The sequence below is a fragment of the Bradyrhizobium sp. Kon56 genome, from assembly GCF_055807635.1.
On the sequence record NZ_JBVVOU010000044.1, the window covers coordinates 1 to 16,836 of the forward strand.

The window sequence follows — 16,836 nt, forward strand, 5'->3', positions numbered from 1 at the left end:
TTGTAAGTCCGCCCCATGGCAACACCTCCAGATGGAAGTGTTGCACTTCGTTTGTGAACTCAGGGGACCCATTACCCAGGGAGAAGTTGCGGCGCGAGCTTGTCATCAAGAGCCATCGCCAAACCACGTACTGTGGTAATGGGTCCTGGATCGACGCTCCGCTTCGCTGCGCTTGTCCAGGACGACGGCGGTGGAGGCGTCAGGAATTCCTTCTTGTCGCATTCGTTGCAATCGCCGCAGCCGCGGTCCGGTTCTCGACTCCAAGCTTGGAGTAGATCTGCTCGAGATGCTTGTCGACCGTGCGCGGGCTCAAGCCCAAAATCTGCGCGATGTCGCGGTTGGTTTTGCCCTTGCTGAGCCAGGCCAGCACCTCGCCTTCGCGGGTAGTGAGGCCGAGCTCGCTGGTGAACTCGGGTGGCGGCGCGGTGCCGGATTCCCTGGAGAGCCGCAGCAGGAACTCGTTCGGTGCGGTCTCGCCCATGTAGTACAGCCGGAGCTGAGGATTGTCGGGCAAGGAAGCCGCCTGAGACTTCGAGCTGCCCTTGCCCTTCGCCTGCTCCAGCCATTGCAGCAATGATACCGGCAGGACGAAATCGTCGTCGGCCTGCGCGCCGTGGTGGTCCGCCAGCAGCTTCTGCGCCTGCGGGGTCGCCCACAACAATTTGCCCTGGCGGTTGACCGCGAACAGGAATCGGCCGGAGACATCGAGCGCGGCGCGTGCGCTTTGCGTCAGCCGCGCATTGCCGAGATGAACGCGGATCCGCGCCAGCATCTCCTCGATCACGATCGGCTTGGTCACGTAGTCGACGCCGCCGGCCTCCAGCCCGCGCACGATGTGCTCGGTCTCGGCGAGCCCCGTCATGAATATCACCGGGACATTGGCAAGGCCCGCATCGCGCTTGAGGCGGCGGCAGGTCTCGAACCCGTCCATGCCCGGCATCACAGCGTCGAGCAGCACGATGTCAGGCGTGATTTGGTCGACGATACGCATCGCGGCCGCGCCGTCGAGCGCCACCATCACCGTCATCCCGGCGCTGTCGAGCGCGTCGGTGAGCAGCCGCAGCGTCTCCGGGGAGTCGTCAACAACGAGCGCGACGTCGCGCTTTTTCGACTCAGTGCTCATACGCATGCAACGTCTTCAATGTGGCCATGTACTGGTCGAGATCGAAGCGGTCGATCAGCGACCGCATTTCCGCGACGAAGTCGGCATGTTCAGGGTGCTCACTGCCGATCTCGTCCAGCTTCAACTGGATAGCCTTGACGTAGCCGATCTGACCGAGCCCGATCAGAGCCTCGATGTGTCGTACAGGCGGCCGCGAGCCGCTCTCCGGCCGCCACAGCGGCACCGCGATCTCCTCCGAGCCGTATTGCCATTCGACCTTGAGAAGCTGGCGGATACTTTCCAAAAGCCTGGGAATATCGATCGGCTTCATCAGGTAGCCGTCGTGGAAAGGCTGTGCCAGCGGTGTGCCGTGCGCCTCGAGCGCGCTGGCAGACACCATCAGGATGCGCGCCTGATGGTGGCCGTTCGCGCGCAGCGTCTCCGCCACCGTCCAGCCGTCCATGCCAGGCATGGAGATATCGAGCAGGAACAGATCAGGCCGGCAGTGCTGGGCTAGCGCCAGGCAGCCAGGCCCGTCGGGCGCGCTGAGCAGGATGAAGCCGAGTGGGGTCAACACCTCGCGCAGGAGGTCGCGATGCACGGGATCGTCGTCGGTGATGAGGATGGTCTTGCGCGCGCCGTGATAGCCCGAGATCGGGGCCTCCACCGGCGCAATGCGCTGCGGATTGGTGACTTCGGATAGCAGCATCTTGACCTTGAACGTGCTGCCGCTGCCGACCGTGCTCAAGACCTTGATGTCGCCGCCCATGACGCCGGCGAGCAACCGGCTGATGGTGAGGCCCAGCCCCGTGCCGGTCTGCGGCTGCGAGACACCGAGCGCGCCACGTTCGAAAGGTGCGAAGATGCGTTCGAGATCGTCGCCCTGGATGCCGGGGCCGGTGTCGATCACCTCGAACTCCGCGACCGGGCTGCGATAGTGCACCACGAACTGCACACTGCCGGCCTGGGTGAATTTGATCGCGTTGGACAGCAGATTGATCAGCACCTGGCGCAGCCGCTTCTCGTCGGCATAGACCACGACCGGCAAATGCGCCGGCCGCCTGAACACGAAGTCGATGCTCTTGGCCGCGGCCTGAAGGCGGAACATGCCGACGAGCTGGTCGAGGAATTCGGTCAGGCGCACCTCGTCGCGCGACAGGTACAGCCGCCCCGCCTCGATCTTGGAGATGTCCAGAATGCCGTCGATCAGGCCGGAGAGGTGATCGGCGCTGCGGCGGACGACGCGGACCTGGTCGCGCGGCTTGGTGTTGAGCGTGGTGTCCTGCTCCAGGAGTTGGGCATAGCCGCTGATCGCATTCAGCGGCGAGCGCAGCTCGTGGCTCAGGCCCACCACGTAGCGGCTCTTGGCGAGGTTGGCGGATTCTGCGATTTCCTTGGCGCGCTGGAGCTCGGCATCGGTGCGCTTGTGGGCGTCGATCTCCTGAATCAGCAGCGTGGTCTGGCGCCGGGTCTCGGCCTCGGCGGCCCGTCGGCTCTGCTGCGCCAGCACGAACAGCCAGGCCACCACGCCGATGATGATGCTGAGCGAGAAGAACACCTTCCAGAGCACGTTGGAGACGAGCATGTTCTCGCCAGGCACGCTGACCGAGCTCTGGAGGTAAATCAGCCCCAGCACCAGCGCGACGAGGCCCGCGGAGACCACGAACACACCGATGTAGTGGCCGAACTGCGAGTTGATCCGCTGATAGATCGCCTGCGGCAAGATCCTGGCGAGTGCGTCGGCGAACTGCACCTGCGCGCGCGCATGCGGTTTGCACAAATCGTGGCAGCGCGCATCGAGCGAGCAGCATAGCGAGCAGATCGGGCCGGCATAGGCAGGACAGGAGGTCATGTCCTCCGGCTCGAAATGGTGCTCGCAGATGCAGCACTGGATCGATTCGATGTTGGCCCAACTCCTCTTCGGCTTGCGCGCGATGTAATATTTTCCGTCGGTGAGCCAGGCGATGACGGGCGCGGTGACGAAGGCGACCGTCAGCGCGACGAAGGCCGCGAGCGCTTTCATGGTCGAGCCGAACAGGCCGTAGAATGCCGCGATCGAGACGATGGTCGCGATCGTCATCGCGCCGACGCCGACCGGGTTGATGTCGTAGAGATGGGCGCGCTTGAACTCCATCTGCGGCGGGCGCAGGCCGAGGGGCTTGTTGACCACGAGATCAGAGACCAGCGCACCGACCCAGGCGATCGCGACATTGGAGTAGAGCGCGAGCGTCTGCTCCAGCGCCTTGTAGACGCCGATCTCCATCAGCAGCAAGGCCACCATCACGTTGAACACCAGCCAGACGACCCGGCCCGGATGGCTATGAGTGAGACGCGAGAAGAAGTTCGACCAGGCGATCGAGCCTGCATAGGCGTTGGTGACGTTGATCTTGAGCTGCGACAGGATCACGAACGCGCCGGTGAGTGCCAGAGCCATGTCCGGCTGCGACAACACGTAGCGAAACGCCTCGAGATACATGTGCGCAGGCTCGGCCGCCAGCTCGCTGGAGAGGCCGTGGCTCAGCGCGAAGAAGGCGAGAAACGAGCCCAGCAGCAATTTCAGCGCGCCGAAGATGATCCAGCCGGGCCCCGCGATCAGCAGGGCGGCCCACCACGACGTTCGCGAGGTGCGGCGGTCGCGCGGCAGAAACCTGAGGAAGTCGACCTGCTCGCCGATCTGAGCCACCAGCGAAAACACCACGGAGGATGCTACGCCGAACAGCAGTAGATCGAAATGTCCGCTGGGGTCGCCGTGCTCGCCGGCGAATTTGCGCCATTCCGTGAACGAGTAAGGGTTGGCCCAGGCGATCGCCGCGAAGGGCAGGATGTGGAGGATGATCCAGATCGGCTGCGTCCAGAGCTGGAAGCGGCTGATCAGCGTGATGCCGTAGGTGACAAGCGGGATGATCGCGACCGCGCTGATGAGATAGCCGATCGGGCGCGGAATGCCGAAGCACATCTCGAGCGCCGTGGCCAGGATCACCGCTTCGATCGCGAAGAAGATGAAGGTGAAGGAGGCGTAGATCAGCGACGTGACGGTCGAGCCGATATAACCGAAGCCGGCGCCGCGGGTGAGCAGGTCAATGTCGATGCCGCATTTGGCGGCATAATAGGCAATCGGGACGCCGCAGCAGAAGATGATGATGGAGACGACGAGGATCGCGGCGGTGGCGTTGGTAACCCCGTAATTCAGGGTGATGGTGCCGCCGATCGCCTCAAGCGCGAGAAAGGAGATGGCGCCCAGTGCAGTGTTGGCGACGCGGGCAGCGGACCACCGGCGCGCGCTCTTGGCGGTGAAGCGCAGCGCGTAGTCTTCCAGCGTCTGGTTGGCGACCCATTGGTTGTACTGGCGCCTGACGCGATCTATTCGCTGCCGCCCTGCCACTTCAGCCCCCACTCCTACTCCCGAACGCGCCGGACCCCCTCGCAAAATCCGTACCAAAAGCCTACGTCGTCATTTTGCGGTGCAGTATACGCGATCTTGCGTATGCTTGCAGTGCACAAATTCGAGCCATCCTCACGGCACCAATCGCGTGTCCTCGAACAACAGTGGGGTGCTCATGTCAGACGAAGCGAACAAGGGCCTGTTATCGCCGCTCCGGCGCAAATTATTGATGGGAATGGCGGCCGTGCCGGCCATCACCATGCTACCGCGAGCATCTTTTGCGCAGGCCCCAGCGACCTCGGCAGTCAACACCACGGGTCTCGCGGTCACCGACACCGAGGTGACGGTCGGCATCCTGCATTCGGCGACCGGCACCATGGCCATCTCCGAGACCGGCTCGATCGAAGCCGAAAAGCTTGCCATCGAGCAGATCAATGCCATGGGCGGCGTGCTCGGTCGCAAGATCAAGTTCATCCAGGAAGACGGCGCCAGCGACTGGCCGACCTTTGCCGAGAAGGCCAAGAAGCTGCTGGTCAACGACAAGGTCGCGGCGATCATGGGCTGCTGGACCTCGGCGTCCCGCAAGGCCGTGCTGCCCGTCATGGAGCAGTACAACGGCATGCTCTATTACCCGACCTTCTACGAAGGTCTCGAGCAGTCCAAGAACGTGATCTACACAGGTCAGGAAGCCACTCAGCAGATCCTCGCCGGCCTGAACTGGATCGCCAAGGAGAAGGGCGCCAAGTCGTTCTTCTTCATCGGCTCCGACTACATCTGGCCGCGCACCTCGAACAAGATTGCGCGCAAGCATGTCGAGAACGTGCTGAAGGGCAAGGTGGTCGGCGAAGAGTATTATCCGCTCGGCAATACGCAGTTCAATTCGGTCATCAACAAGATCAAGCTGACCAAGCCCGACGTGATCTTCACCGACGTCGTCGGCGGCTCGAACGTCGCGTTCTACAAGCAGCTCAAGGCGGCCGGCATCGACCTCTCCAAGCAGGCGCTGCTCACGATCTCGGTGACCGAAGACGAGATCGACGGCATTGGCGGCGAGAACATCGCGGGCGCCTATGCCTGCATGAAGTACTTCCAGTCGCTCGACAATCCGAACAACAAGACCTTCGTTCCTGCGTTCAAGAAGATGTGGGGCGAGAAGACCGTGATCGGAGACGTCACCCAGGCTGCCTATCTCGGACCGTGGTTGTGGAAGTTGACGGTGGAGAAGGCGGGCTCCTTCGACATCGACAAGATCGCCGCGGCGTCGCCGGGCATCGAGTTCAAGGGCGCTCCGGAAGGTTATGTGCGCATCCACGAAAATCATCACCTCTGGTCGAAGACCCGGGTGGGACGCGCCAAGCTCGATGGCCAGTTCGAACTGATCTACGAGACCGCCGATCTGGTCGAGCCGGATCCGTTCCCCAAGGGCTACCAGTAAGACGAGATCTATCAGTTAGTCACGGCGTTCGTCGCCGTTTCCCTCTCAGGCAAAACCTCTCCCTGGCGTGGACCGCAAATCCACGCCCAAGACCCCCGCGTCGCGAACCTGCTCGCGACGCGGGACCCTTTCCCGACGGAGGACATCGATGTTCGGCGACTACTCGCTTGGTGACCTTGGCTCCATCTTCGTCATGCAGGGCTTTGCAGGACTGATCCTGTTCTCCGTCTACGTCCTGATGGCGCTGGGTCTTGCGATCATCTTCGGCCAGATGGGCGTCATCAACATGGCCCATGGCGAGTTCATGATCCTTGGGGCCTACGTCACCTGGATGACCTCGAGCTTCTTCCAATCCTATTTGCCGAGCCTGTTCAGCGGCTATTTCTTCCTCGCGATGATCCTGGCCTTTGTCGCATCCGGTGCGTTGGGGATGCTGGTGGAATGGGTGCTGATACGGCATCTCTACAAGCGCCCGCTCGACACGCTGCTCGCGACTTGGGGCCTCAGCCTGATCCTGCAACAGGCCTATCGCTCCGTGTTCGGCGCGCGCGAGGTCGGCGTCGAGCTGCCGCAATGGATGCTCGGCTCGCTGCACGTGACCGACAGCATCGAAGTGCCGATCAACGGCGTCTTCGTGATGTGCCTCACCGTCCTGATCACTGTCGGCGTCGCCTACGTGATGTACAAATCGCGCTGGGGTCGACAGGTGCGCGCCGTCGTGCAGAACCGCATCATGGCCGGTGCCGTCGGCATCAACACCGAAAAGGTGGATCGCTACACTTTCGGCCTCGGCTGCGGCATTGCCGGTGTCGCTGGGAGCGCCTTCACCATGATCGGCTCGACCGGGCCGACCTCCGGACAGCTCTACATCGTCGATACGTTCCTGGTGGTCGTGTTCGGCGGCGCGGCAAGCCTGCTCGGCACCATCGCATCGGCCTTCTCAATCTCGCAGACCCAATCCACCCTCGAGTTCTTCCTGTCGGGCTCGATGGCTAAGGTGCTGACGCTGCTTGCCGTTGTCGGAATCCTGATGCTGCGGCCGCAGGGTCTCTTCGCCCTCAAGGTCCGCAAATAACAAGAAGCAGGCAAGTCATGGTCATCAACTCACGCTTCTTCAATCGATCCGAGCTCATGGGCTTCCTCGTGCTGGCCGCCGTGCTGTTCGTCATCCTGCCGCTCTCGCTGGATGTGTTCCGTCTCAACCTCGTCGCGAAGTATCTGACCTACGCCTTCGTCGCGCTCGGTCTCGTGCTGTGCTGGGGCTACGGCGGCATTCTCAGTCTGGGGCAGGGCGTGTTCTTCGGCCTCGGCGGCTATTGCATGGCGATGTTCCTCAAGCTGGAGGCCTCCAGCGTCGAAAATACCAAAATCCAGTCGACGCCAGGCATCCCGGACTTCATGGACTGGAATCAGATCACGTCACTGCCACTGTTCTGGCAGCCGTTTCACAGTCTCGCCTTCACCATCCTCGCCATCATCTTGGTCCCCGGCATCTTCGCGCTGATCATCGGCACTGCGATGTTCAAGCGGCGCGTGGGCGGCACCTACTTTGCCATCATCACCCAGGCGGTGGCGGCCATCCTCACCATCCTGATCGTGGGCCAGCAGGGCTACACCGGCGGCATCAACGGCATGACCGACCTGCGCACCCTCAAGGGATGGGACATCCGGCCCGACCACGCCAAGGTCATCTTGTACTTCGTCGAAGTGGTGCTGCTGTTCGCCTGCATCGGCATCGCGCAGTTCATCCGCCTGACCAAGCTCGGCCGCATCCTGGTGGCTATGCGCGAACAGGAGGACCGCGTCCGCTTCTCCGGCTACAGCGTCGCCAACTTCAAGATCTTTGCGTTCTGTATGGCCGCGGTTTTCGCCGCGATCGGCGGGGCCATGTTCGCGCTCAATGTCGGTTTCATGTCGCCGTCCTTTGTCGGCATCGTGCCGTCGATCGAGATGGTGATCTACACCGCGGTCGGCGGACGGATGTCGATCTTTGGCGCGATATGGGGGGCCATTCTGGTGAACTTCGCCAAGACCGGCCTGTCGGAATCCTTTCCGCAACTCTGGCTGTTTGGTCTCGGCGCGCTGTTCATCGCGGTCGTGCTCGCTTTCCCGAACGGCCTGTCGGGGCTCTGGGCCGACTATGTGCAGCCGCGCGTCGACCGCCTTTTCGCCTCGCGCAAGAAGCCGGGCTGGAGCGACAATTCGGTTGCCGACGGCGCACCAGCAGAGTGAGGAGACTATCATGCTCGTCGGTCATCACGATGCCGATGCCATGCTGGCAGTGAGGAGATAGGTCATGCTCGTCGGTCATCGCGATGCCGATGCCACGCTGGCAGTGAGGAGATAGATCATGCTCGTCGGTCATCAGCCCAAGGAATTCCTGCTCGCGGTCTCCGGGCTGACGGTTTCCTTCGACGGCTTCAAGGCCGTCAACGATCTCTCGTTTTACGTCGAGGAGAACGAGATCCGCGTCATCATCGGCCCCAATGGGGCCGGCAAGACCACGGTGCTTGACCTGATCTGCGGCAAGACCAAGGCGACCGAAGGCTCGATCCAGTTTCGCGGGACCGAGCTGACCAAGCTGAAGGAGAACGAGATCGTCAAGGCCGGCGTCGGCCGCAAGTTCCAGACGCCGTCGGTGTTCGAAGACCTCACCGTGTTCGAGAATCTCGAGATCTCGTTTCCGCGCGGCCGCACCGTATTCGGCTCACTCACGTTCCAGCGTGACCAGCTGGTGAGGTCACGCGTCGGAGAGGTTGCCGAGATGATCTTCCTCAAGGACAAGCTCAACACCTATGCCTCCGAGCTCAGTCATGGCCAGAAGCAATGGCTCGAGATCGGCATGCTGCTGATTCAGGATCCTGACCTACTGATGCTGGACGAGCCCGTCGCCGGCATGAGCGTGTCCGAACGCACCAAGACCGCCGAGCTGCTCAACCGCATCATCAAAAATCGCTCGGTGCTCGTGATCGAGCACGACATGAAGTTCGTCGAGGACATCGCGCACAAGGTCACCGTGCTTCACCAGGGCCAGATCCTCTCGGAAGGCACCATGGAAAAGGTGAAGAACGATCCCAAGGTCGTCGAAGTTTATCTCGGTCACTAAGGAGCGCGACGATGCTGGCTATTTCTGATCTTCACGTCGCCTACGGCCAGAGCGAGGTGCTGCACGGGCTCAACGTCAAAGTCGCGCCCAACGAGATCGTGGCGATCATGGGTCGCAACGGCATGGGCAAAACCACGCTGATGAAATCGCTGATGGGGATCCTGCCGGCCAAGAGTGGCTCGGTGACCATGGACGGCGCCGAGCTCGGCAGCCTGCCGAGCTACGAGCGGGTGGCCAAGGGGCTCGCCTATGTGCCGCAAGGCCGCATGATCTTTTCTACCATGACGGTGAAGGAGAACATCGAGACCGGCCTCGTGGTCTCCGGCGGAACCGAAGTGCCCGGCGACATCTACGAACTGTTTCCGGTGCTGCTGGAGATGAAGGACCGCCGTGGCGGCAATCTCTCCGGCGGCCAGCAGCAACAACTCGCGATCGCTCGTGCGCTGGCGACCAAGCCAAAAGTGCTGCTGCTCGACGAGCCGACCGAAGGTATCCAGCCGTCGATCATCAAGGAGATGGCGCGCACGCTCAAGCGCATCCGCGACGAGAAGGGGCTTTCAATCGTCGTGTCCGAGCAGGTCCTGAGCTTCGCGCTCGATATCGCCGACCGTGTGCTGGTGATCGAGAACGGCGAGATCGTCCGTGATGATCCGCGCGACGCCGTCGATGCCGCGCAGGTCTCGAAATATCTGTCCGTCTAACCAACCGTGTAAAAGGGGAGCTTCTCGATGCCAGAGACACTGATCAAGGTCGATCTCACCAAGTCGGCCTATGAAAATGACATGGTGCATAACCGCTGGCACCCCGACATTCCGATCGTGGCCTGGGTCAATCCCGGCGACGACTTCATCATCGAGACTTATGACTGGACCGGCGGTTTCATCAAGAACAACGATTCCGCCGACGACGTGCGCGACATCGATCTGTCGATCGTGCACTTCCTCTCCGGCCCGATCGGCGTCAAGGGCGCCGAGCCCGGTGACCTCCTCGTCGTCGACCTGCTCGACGTTGGCCCGATGAAGGAGAGCATGTGGGGCTTCAACGGCTTCTTCTCCAAGCAGAACGGCGGCGGATTTCTTACGGATCATTTCCCGCTGGCGCAGAAGTCGATCTGGGACATCAAGGGTCTCTACACCTCGTCGCGGCATATTCCGGGCGTCAACTTCGCCGGCCTGATCCATCCCGGCCTGATCGGCTGTCTCCCCGATCCGAAGATGCTGGACACCTGGAACAAGCGCGAGGCCGAGCTGATCGCAACCAATCCGACCCGTGTGCCCGGCCTCGCCAATCCGCCGTTCGCGCCGACCGCTCATGGCGGCCGCGCCAAGGGTGAGGTCAAGGACAAGATCGGAGCCGAAGGCGCGCGCACCGTGCCGCCGCGGGAGCATGGCGGCAATTGCGACATCAAGGACCTTTCGCGCGGCTCGAAGATCTACTTCCCCGTCTACGTGCCCGGCGCCGGTCTCTCGATGGGCGATCTCCACTTCAGTCAGGGCGACGGCGAGATCACCTTCTGCGGTGCGATCGAGATGGCCGGCTGGCTGCATCTGAAGGTCGAGGTGATCAAGGACGGCATGGCGAAGTACGGCGTCAAGAATCCGATCTTCAAGCCGTCGCCGATCACACCGAACTACAAGGACTATCTGATCTTCGAAGGCATCTCGGTCGACGAGGCCGGCAAGCAGCACTATCTCGACGTCACCATCGCCTACCGCCAGGCCTGCCTGAATGCGATCGAATATCTGAAGAAGTTCGGCTACTCCGGCGCCCAGGCCTATTCGATCCTTGGTACGGCACCGGTTCAGGGGCACATCTCCGGCGTCGTCGACGTGCCCAATGCCTGTGCCACATTATGGCTGCCGACGGAAATCTTCGACTTCGACGTGATGCCGTCCTCGGCAGGTCCGATCAAGCACATCAAGGGCGATATCCAGATGCCGATATCGCCGGACAAGTAATCCCTGCGCGACCGGATGCGAGACGGCGTATCTGCCGCCCCGCATCCGCCGCGACAGTTCTCTCACAGACAACAGCGTAGGGATGATGCGATGCCGGTCTATGAATATCTCTGTGACGATTGCGGTCCGTTCAAGGATATGCGCCCGATGGCCGAATGCGACGATCCGCAAGCCTGTCCGCAATGTGAAATCATGGCGCCCCGCGTGATTCTGACCGCCCCGAACTTCTTCTGCATGCCGTCGGAGACGCGCAAGGCTCACGCCGCCAACGAGCGCAGCACGCACGCGCCGCAGACGCTGGCGCAATACAAGGCCTCGCATGGCCCCGGTTGCGGCTGCTGCTCCACGGGCAAGAATTCGTCAAAGAACGCGCCGGATAAGAACAAGCCGGCGCGGCTGGTGACCAAGACCAGGAGCGGTGCCAAGGGTTTTCCCACCGCGCGGCCCTGGATGATCAGTCACTGATTCACGCGGCAATCTCAAACAGAGTAGAGGAGCAATTCAAATGCTTCACGGTGACATCTCCAGCAGCAACGACACCGTCGGCGTCGCGGTGGTCAACTATAAGATGCCGCGCCTGCACACCAAGGCCGAGGTGCTCGACAACGCCCGCAAGATCGCCGACATGGTGGTGGGCATGAAGACCGGCCTTCCCGGCATGGACCTGGTGATTTTCCCGGAATACTCCACCCAGGGCATCATGTACGAATCCAAGGAGATGTATGAGACCGCTTGCGCGGTGCCCGGTGAAGAGACCGCGATTTTTGCGGAGGCCTGCCGCAAGGCCAAGGTGTGGGGCGTGTTCTCGCTCACCGGCGAACGCCACGAGGAGCATCCGCACAAGGCGCCCTACAACACCCTGATCCTGATGAACGACAAGGGTGACATCGTGCAGAAGTACCGCAAGATCATGCCGTGGGTGCCGATCGAGGGCTGGTATCCCGGCAATTGCACCTATGTCTCCGACGGCCCGAAAGGGATGAAGGTCAGCCTGATCATCTGCGACGACGGCAACTTCCCGGAGATCTGGCGCGACTGCGCCATGAAGGGGGCCGAGCTGATCGTGCGCTGCCAGGGCTACATGTATCCGGCCAAGGAGCAGCAGATCCTGATTTCAAAAGCGATGGCATGGGCCAATAATGTCTATGTCGCGGTCGCCAACGCTGCCGGCTTCGACGGCGTCTATTCTTACTTCGGTCACTCCGCGATCATCGGTTTCGACGGCCGCACCCTCGGCGAGTGCGGCGAGGAGGACTACGGCATCCAATATGCCCAGCTGTCGAAGCATCTGATCCGCGATGCGCGCCGCAACGGCCAGTCGCAGAACCATCTCTACAAGCTGGTCCACCGCGGCTACACCGGCATGATCAATTCCGGCGAAAGCCCGCGCGGCCTCGCCGTCTGCCCCTATGATTTCTACAAGAACTGGATCGCCGATCCCGAAGGCACCCGGGACATGGTCGAGGCGATGACGCGCGCGACGCCCGGTACCGCCGAATGCCCGATCGACGGCATCCCGAATGAAGCGGTGCCCACCAATTACTAAGCCGTTGCCCAAATCAGTGTGTGTGAAGGCGTGCCGCTCGCTCCCGTTGGGACGCGGCGCCGCCCCAGATGATCAGTCATTGATGTGAACGACGGTCAATACTGCGACCGAACCGCACACGCAAACGTCGTGGATCGACCAGGCTGCGCCGGAAAAGCGTGCCTCTGGTGCAACATGGTCCGCTGAATCAGTCCGGTTTTGCTGTCCCCCAGCGATTCCGCCGATTCCGTAGTTCCACGGAGGGGCCCGGCGGCCTAGTTTGCCGGCGGCGCCGCTGGGGAGCGCTGGACTGAGGGCATCAAAGTGGAATTTGGGCCGCCGAAGGCTGGTCGGATTGGGCTGCGCCTTGCCGCGGTCGCTTCGTCTGTCGTGGCGGTCGTTCTCAGCCTCGGCCTATCGGCGACACCTGCGCAGGCGGACTGCGCGCCCGACCCGGCGGCAAGCGGGCAGACCGTCACCTGTAGCGGCACCGATGCCGACGGCTTTGCGGCAAGCGGCGGCGTCACCAATCTGACCGTAAATGTGCTGACTGGCGCCAGCGTCAACGATAACGGCACGGCGGCGATCAACGTCAATGACACCAACGTCATCACTAACAACGGCACGGTGGCGGCGGGCTCGGGCCTCACCGGCATCAATGGCGGCAATTCGAACACCGTGACCAACAACGGCGCCATCACGGTGCTTGATAACGGCCTCGGTATCTCCGCGCTCGATCACAACATCATCATCAATGCCGGGACCGTCACCACCGGCGACCACGGCAGCGCGATCTCGGTAGGAAACAACAATAGCGTTAGCAACAGCGGTGCGCTGTCCATCGGCGCGTCGGGCGCGGGCATCTTCGCGGTCCAGAGCAACACGATCACCAACGCCGCGACGGGCACGATCACCGGACTCGATGATTCAATCGGGATTTTCGCTTCGTTCGGTAGCACGACCGTGACCAATGCAGGCGCGATCAAGGTCGGCGATTCCTCCGGCTTCTCCGGCGGCATCGTTGCGACCATGGATAACAACACGGTCACCAACACCGCCACCGGCACGATTTCGGTCGGGCAGGGTGCCGCTGGCATCTTTATGCAGGGTAGTTTTCAAATCGTCAGCAATTTCGGCGCAATCACGGCCGGCGACTTTGGTGCCGGCATCGCCTTGTTCGGTGATGACGCCAAGGTCACCAATAGTGGCTCGATCAAGTCGGGCGATGGCACGTCCGCCGGCATTGCGGTGCAGGGCAATCGGGTCGCGATCAACCAAAACGGGACGATCAGCGTGGGTCTGGGCGGTGCGGGCATCGCGTTTACGGGCCTGTCCTCCACGATCAGCAACAATGGACGGATCACAGGGGCCGATTTCGCCGAGGGCATCGTAGCTCTCGGTGATTCCAACACCATCATCAACAGAGGTACGATCACGGTCGGCGATTCCGGCTTCGGCATCGACGTGAGCTCGTTCACAACGACAAACCACGTTGTCAATACCGGAACCATCACCGTCGGTGCTGGCGGCGTCGGCATCAGCGTGAGCGGCGGGGCCAACGTCTTCAACTCCGGGACCATCAACGCTGCGGCCGGAATCGCTGCAATCGAGTTTTGTGTCTGCGGCCCCAACACGCTGACGCTAGGACCCGGCAGCATCATCAACGGCCTGGTGCTCGGCACTGGCGTCGACACGTTCCAGCTCGGAGGCATCGGCAAGGATACGTTCAACCTCGACCTGATCGGTCCCCTTCTTCAGTATGACGGCTTCTCGACCTTCAACAAGGTCGACAATTCGACCTGGACGGTGACCGGCACGGGTAATCAGGACTGGAACGTGCTGGGCGGCACGCTCACGCTGGCCGGCACCATCAATGGCAATGTGAGTGTCGCGGCCGGCGGCACGTTCGGTGGCGTCGGCACGGTCGGAAGCTCCATCTCCGTCAACGGCGGCACGCTAGCACCGGGCAGTCCCACTGGGACGCTCAACGTGTCCGGTGATCTCTCGTTTACGTCGGCGTCGCACTACATGGTGCAGGTCTCGGGCACCAGCAACGGCGTCGCGGTCGTCATGGGAACGGCGACGCTCGCCGGTGCCACGGTCGTCGTCGTACCGACCGGCTCGATCGCGAAGCACTACACGATCCTGAACGCGGGCACGCTGCCCGACAGCTTCAATCCGGTCGTCGCGGGTTTGTCGTCGAACCTGCATGCGACCCTGAGCTACGACCCCAACAACGTCTTCCTGGATCTCGCGCTGGGCTATGGCGGCGGCCTCAATATCAACCAGCAGAATGTCGCCAACATTCTGACGCACTACTTCGACAACACCGGCAGCCTTCCCGTGGTGCTGGCGAATCTCTCGCCGACGGGACTGACGCAAGCCTCCGGCGAATCAGGGACGGGATCGCAGCAGACGACGTTCAATGCGATGAACCAATTTATCGGCTTGTTGACCGACGTCTTCAGCGCGGGACGCGGCGGCGCACCGGGCGCGACGCCCTATGCCGACGAGACGAACGCGACTGCCTATGCCGCGACCCGCAAGAACGCCAGCGACGCCCTTGCTTCGATCTACCGCAAGGCACCGCCGCTGACATTCGAGCAGCGCTGGGACGTCTGGGCCGCCGGCTATGGCGGCTCGCAGGCCACTGGCGGCAATGCGGCGCTTGGCTCGAACAACGCCACCAGCAGCGTGTACGGCACGGCGGTTGGTCTGGATTATCGCTTCTCGCCGTCGACGATCGTAGGTTTTGCGCTCGCCGGCGGCGGCACCGGCTTCAATGTCACCGGGCTCGGCTGGGGCCGCTCGGATTTGTTCCAGGCCGGCGCCTTCGTGCGTCACAACGCAGGACCAGCCTATGTCACGGCCGCGCTGGCCTATGGCTGGCAGGACGTCACGACCAATCGCATCGTCACCGCCGCCGGCCTGGATCAGTTGCGTGCGCAGTTCAACGCCAACGCGCTCTCGGGCCGTGTCGAGGGCGGCTATCGCTATGTCTCGCAGTGGATCGGCCTCACCCCCTATGCGGCGCTCCAGGCCACCGTGTTCAGCCTTCCGAGCTATTCGGAGTTCGCTGTGGTCGGCAGCAACGTCTTCGCGCTGAATTATGCCGCCAAGGACGTGACCAGCACCCGCACCGAACTCGGCCTGCGCGCGGACAAGTCCTTTGCCGCAGCCGGCGGCCTGATGACCCTGCGCGGCCGCGTCGCCTGGGCGCATGACTACAATCCGGATCGCACCGTCGGTGCGGTCTTCCAGACGTTGCCGGGATCCGCGTTCGTGGTGAATGGCGCCGCCCAGGCGCACGATTCCGCGCTGACCACAGCGGCGGTGCAGATGAGCTGGATGAACGGCTGGTCTGCGTCGACGACCTTCGAGGGCGAGTTCTCGAACGTCACCCGCTCTTACGCCGGCAAGGGCGTCGTCCGCTACGCGTGGTAGAGGCTAGCGTTTCTGCTGCGCCGGCTTGCGCGGCGGTCGCGGAGCGGCAGCCGGTGTGGGTGTCCCGCTCATCTTGTTGGCGGCCTCGCTGACGTCGAGCAGCGAGCGACGGATGTCTTCGAGGAAGTTCGCCGATTTCTTCCTCATGGTGTCGGCGAGCTCGTGCAATCCGTGGATCTTTTCGAACAGCTCATCCGCCTTGCCGTCGGCAAAGCCGGGCACTACGCCTTCGATCTTTGTGACCGCCTTGTCGAAGCCCGCGAAGGCGCTATCGACCTTGGCCATGACGGAATCGATTTCGCCGCCCTTGCTCCGGAGATCGGCGGTGTAGGTCTCGAACGTGCGCAGGCCCTCCTTGATCGCCGGCGCGTTGCTGACGATCGTGCGGTCGACACTATGCAGGGTGTCGACGATCGATTCGGCGTCGCTAAGATCGGCGGTCAGCACGGGTATGCCGTCCGAGTCCAGCGGCACTGGGGGCGCCGAGGGCGCGCCGCCGATCAGCGAGACCGCGGCGACGCCGGTGAGACCCTGGAACTCGATACCCGCGACGGTGTCCTTACGGATTGGCGCGGAGTTGTCGAGCATCACCAGGGCCACGACCTTGCGCGGATTGTCCAGCTTGATCGACAGGATCTGGCCGGCGGGAACACCGTCGAAATTGACCGGCCCGCCGCGGCGCAATCCGCTGGCCGAGCCGCCCTCGAAAACCACGCGCAACTGGCTGCGGCTCTGGAGGGTGCGCCATTTCTGCACGCCGAGGACGCCGCCGAACGCCACGGCAATCACCGCCAGCGTCGCCGTTCCGATCACCAGATTGCTCGCGCGTGCCATGCTGGGTGATTTTACGGCCAAACGAGGGAAGTTGGAAGGAGCTGCAATGG

12 protein-coding genes are annotated in these 16,836 nt (G+C 62.5%); 9 read left to right on the forward strand and 3 right to left on the reverse strand.

What is annotated here, in order from left to right:
* Window positions 1-199 precede the first annotated feature (199 nt).
* Entirely contained in the window at window positions 200-1,129 is a 930-nt protein-coding gene (locus tag AC0L3B_RS35185) for a response regulator (RefSeq protein ID WP_007598081.1), read from the reverse strand.
* Window positions 1,113-4,484, reverse strand: a complete 3,372-nt coding sequence (locus AC0L3B_RS35190) for a hybrid sensor histidine kinase/response regulator (protein ID WP_473382171.1) — start codon at window positions 4,482-4,484, stop codon at window positions 1,113-1,115. The genes AC0L3B_RS35185 and AC0L3B_RS35190 overlap by 17 nt, the downstream gene beginning before the upstream one ends.
* A 175-nt stretch (window positions 4,485-4,659) precedes the next feature.
* Between AC0L3B_RS35190 and urtA the strand changes: the two genes are divergently transcribed.
* The 9 genes from urtA (at window position 4,660) to AC0L3B_RS35235 (ending at window position 15,952) form a co-directional block, all read left to right on the forward strand.
* Window positions 4,660-5,919 (forward strand): urea ABC transporter substrate-binding protein, encoded by a 1,260-nt coding sequence (gene urtA, locus AC0L3B_RS35195; protein ID WP_018455941.1) that lies wholly within the window; start codon window positions 4,660-4,662, stop codon window positions 5,917-5,919.
* A 148-nt stretch (window positions 5,920-6,067) separates the two neighbouring features.
* Window positions 6,068-6,994 (forward strand): urea ABC transporter permease subunit UrtB, encoded by a 927-nt coding sequence (gene urtB / locus AC0L3B_RS35200; protein ID WP_018455942.1) that lies wholly within the window; start codon window positions 6,068-6,070, stop codon window positions 6,992-6,994.
* 17 nt (window positions 6,995-7,011) lie between these two features.
* Entirely contained in the window at window positions 7,012-8,151 is a 1,140-nt protein-coding gene (gene urtC / locus AC0L3B_RS35205; RefSeq protein ID WP_473382142.1) for an urea ABC transporter permease subunit UrtC, read from the forward strand.
* 118 nt (window positions 8,152-8,269) lie between these two features.
* The gene (gene urtD / locus AC0L3B_RS35210; RefSeq protein WP_018455944.1) at window positions 8,270-9,025 is read left to right on the forward strand and encodes an urea ABC transporter ATP-binding protein UrtD; all 756 of its coding nucleotides are present in this window, start codon (window positions 8,270-8,272) and stop codon (window positions 9,023-9,025) included.
* Between the two features lie 11 nt (window positions 9,026-9,036).
* Window positions 9,037-9,726 carry an urea ABC transporter ATP-binding subunit UrtE gene (gene urtE, locus AC0L3B_RS35215; RefSeq protein ID WP_027514532.1) on the forward strand — a complete coding sequence of 230 codons (690 nt, stop codon included), beginning with the start codon at window positions 9,037-9,039 and terminating at the stop codon, window positions 9,724-9,726.
* Between the two features lie 27 nt (window positions 9,727-9,753).
* Window positions 9,754-10,983: a formamidase gene (gene fmdA / locus AC0L3B_RS35220; RefSeq protein WP_007598072.1), complete on the forward strand. Its 1,230-nt coding sequence runs from the start codon at window positions 9,754-9,756 to the stop codon at window positions 10,981-10,983.
* A 90-nt stretch (window positions 10,984-11,073) separates the two neighbouring features.
* Entirely contained in the window at window positions 11,074-11,448 is a 375-nt protein-coding gene (locus tag AC0L3B_RS35225) for an FmdB family zinc ribbon protein (protein WP_018455946.1), read from the forward strand.
* Between the two features lie 40 nt (window positions 11,449-11,488).
* Window positions 11,489-12,529 (forward strand): aliphatic amidase, encoded by a 1,041-nt coding sequence (locus AC0L3B_RS35230; protein WP_473382146.1) that lies wholly within the window; start codon window positions 11,489-11,491, stop codon window positions 12,527-12,529.
* 303 nt (window positions 12,530-12,832) lie between these two features.
* Window positions 12,833-15,952: an autotransporter outer membrane beta-barrel domain-containing protein gene (locus AC0L3B_RS35235; protein ID WP_473382148.1), complete on the forward strand. Its 3,120-nt coding sequence runs from the start codon at window positions 12,833-12,835 to the stop codon at window positions 15,950-15,952.
* Between the two features lie 3 nt (window positions 15,953-15,955).
* Here AC0L3B_RS35235 and AC0L3B_RS35240 read toward each other — a convergent pair whose 3' ends face one another.
* Window positions 15,956-16,786 carry an MlaD family protein gene (locus AC0L3B_RS35240; protein WP_473382151.1) on the reverse strand — a complete coding sequence of 277 codons (831 nt, stop codon included), beginning with the start codon at window positions 16,784-16,786 and terminating at the stop codon, window positions 15,956-15,958.
* Window positions 16,787-16,836 lie beyond the last annotated feature (50 nt).

What these genes read in the sequence shown, in the direction of transcription:
- AC0L3B_RS35240 (WP_473382151.1), bottom strand. Translation starts at nt 16,786, where the DNA reads ATGGCACGCGCGAGCAATCTGGTGATCGGAACGGCGACGCTGGCGGTG.
- urtD (WP_018455944.1), top strand. Translation starts at nt 8,270, where the DNA reads ATGCTCGTCGGTCATCAGCCCAAGGAATTCCTGCTCGCGGTCTCCGGG.
- urtB (WP_018455942.1), top strand. Translation starts at nt 6,068, where the DNA reads ATGTTCGGCGACTACTCGCTTGGTGACCTTGGCTCCATCTTCGTCATG.
- fmdA (WP_007598072.1), top strand. Translation starts at nt 9,754, where the DNA reads ATGCCAGAGACACTGATCAAGGTCGATCTCACCAAGTCGGCCTATGAA.
- AC0L3B_RS35230 (WP_473382146.1), top strand. Translation starts at nt 11,489, where the DNA reads ATGCTTCACGGTGACATCTCCAGCAGCAACGACACCGTCGGCGTCGCG.
- urtA (WP_018455941.1), top strand. Translation starts at nt 4,660, where the DNA reads ATGTCAGACGAAGCGAACAAGGGCCTGTTATCGCCGCTCCGGCGCAAA.
- urtC (WP_473382142.1), top strand. Translation starts at nt 7,012, where the DNA reads ATGGTCATCAACTCACGCTTCTTCAATCGATCCGAGCTCATGGGCTTC.
- AC0L3B_RS35185 (WP_007598081.1), bottom strand. Translation starts at nt 1,129, where the DNA reads ATGCGTATGAGCACTGAGTCGAAAAAGCGCGACGTCGCGCTCGTTGTT.
- AC0L3B_RS35225 (WP_018455946.1), top strand. Translation starts at nt 11,074, where the DNA reads ATGCCGGTCTATGAATATCTCTGTGACGATTGCGGTCCGTTCAAGGAT.
- urtE (WP_027514532.1), top strand. Translation starts at nt 9,037, where the DNA reads ATGCTGGCTATTTCTGATCTTCACGTCGCCTACGGCCAGAGCGAGGTG.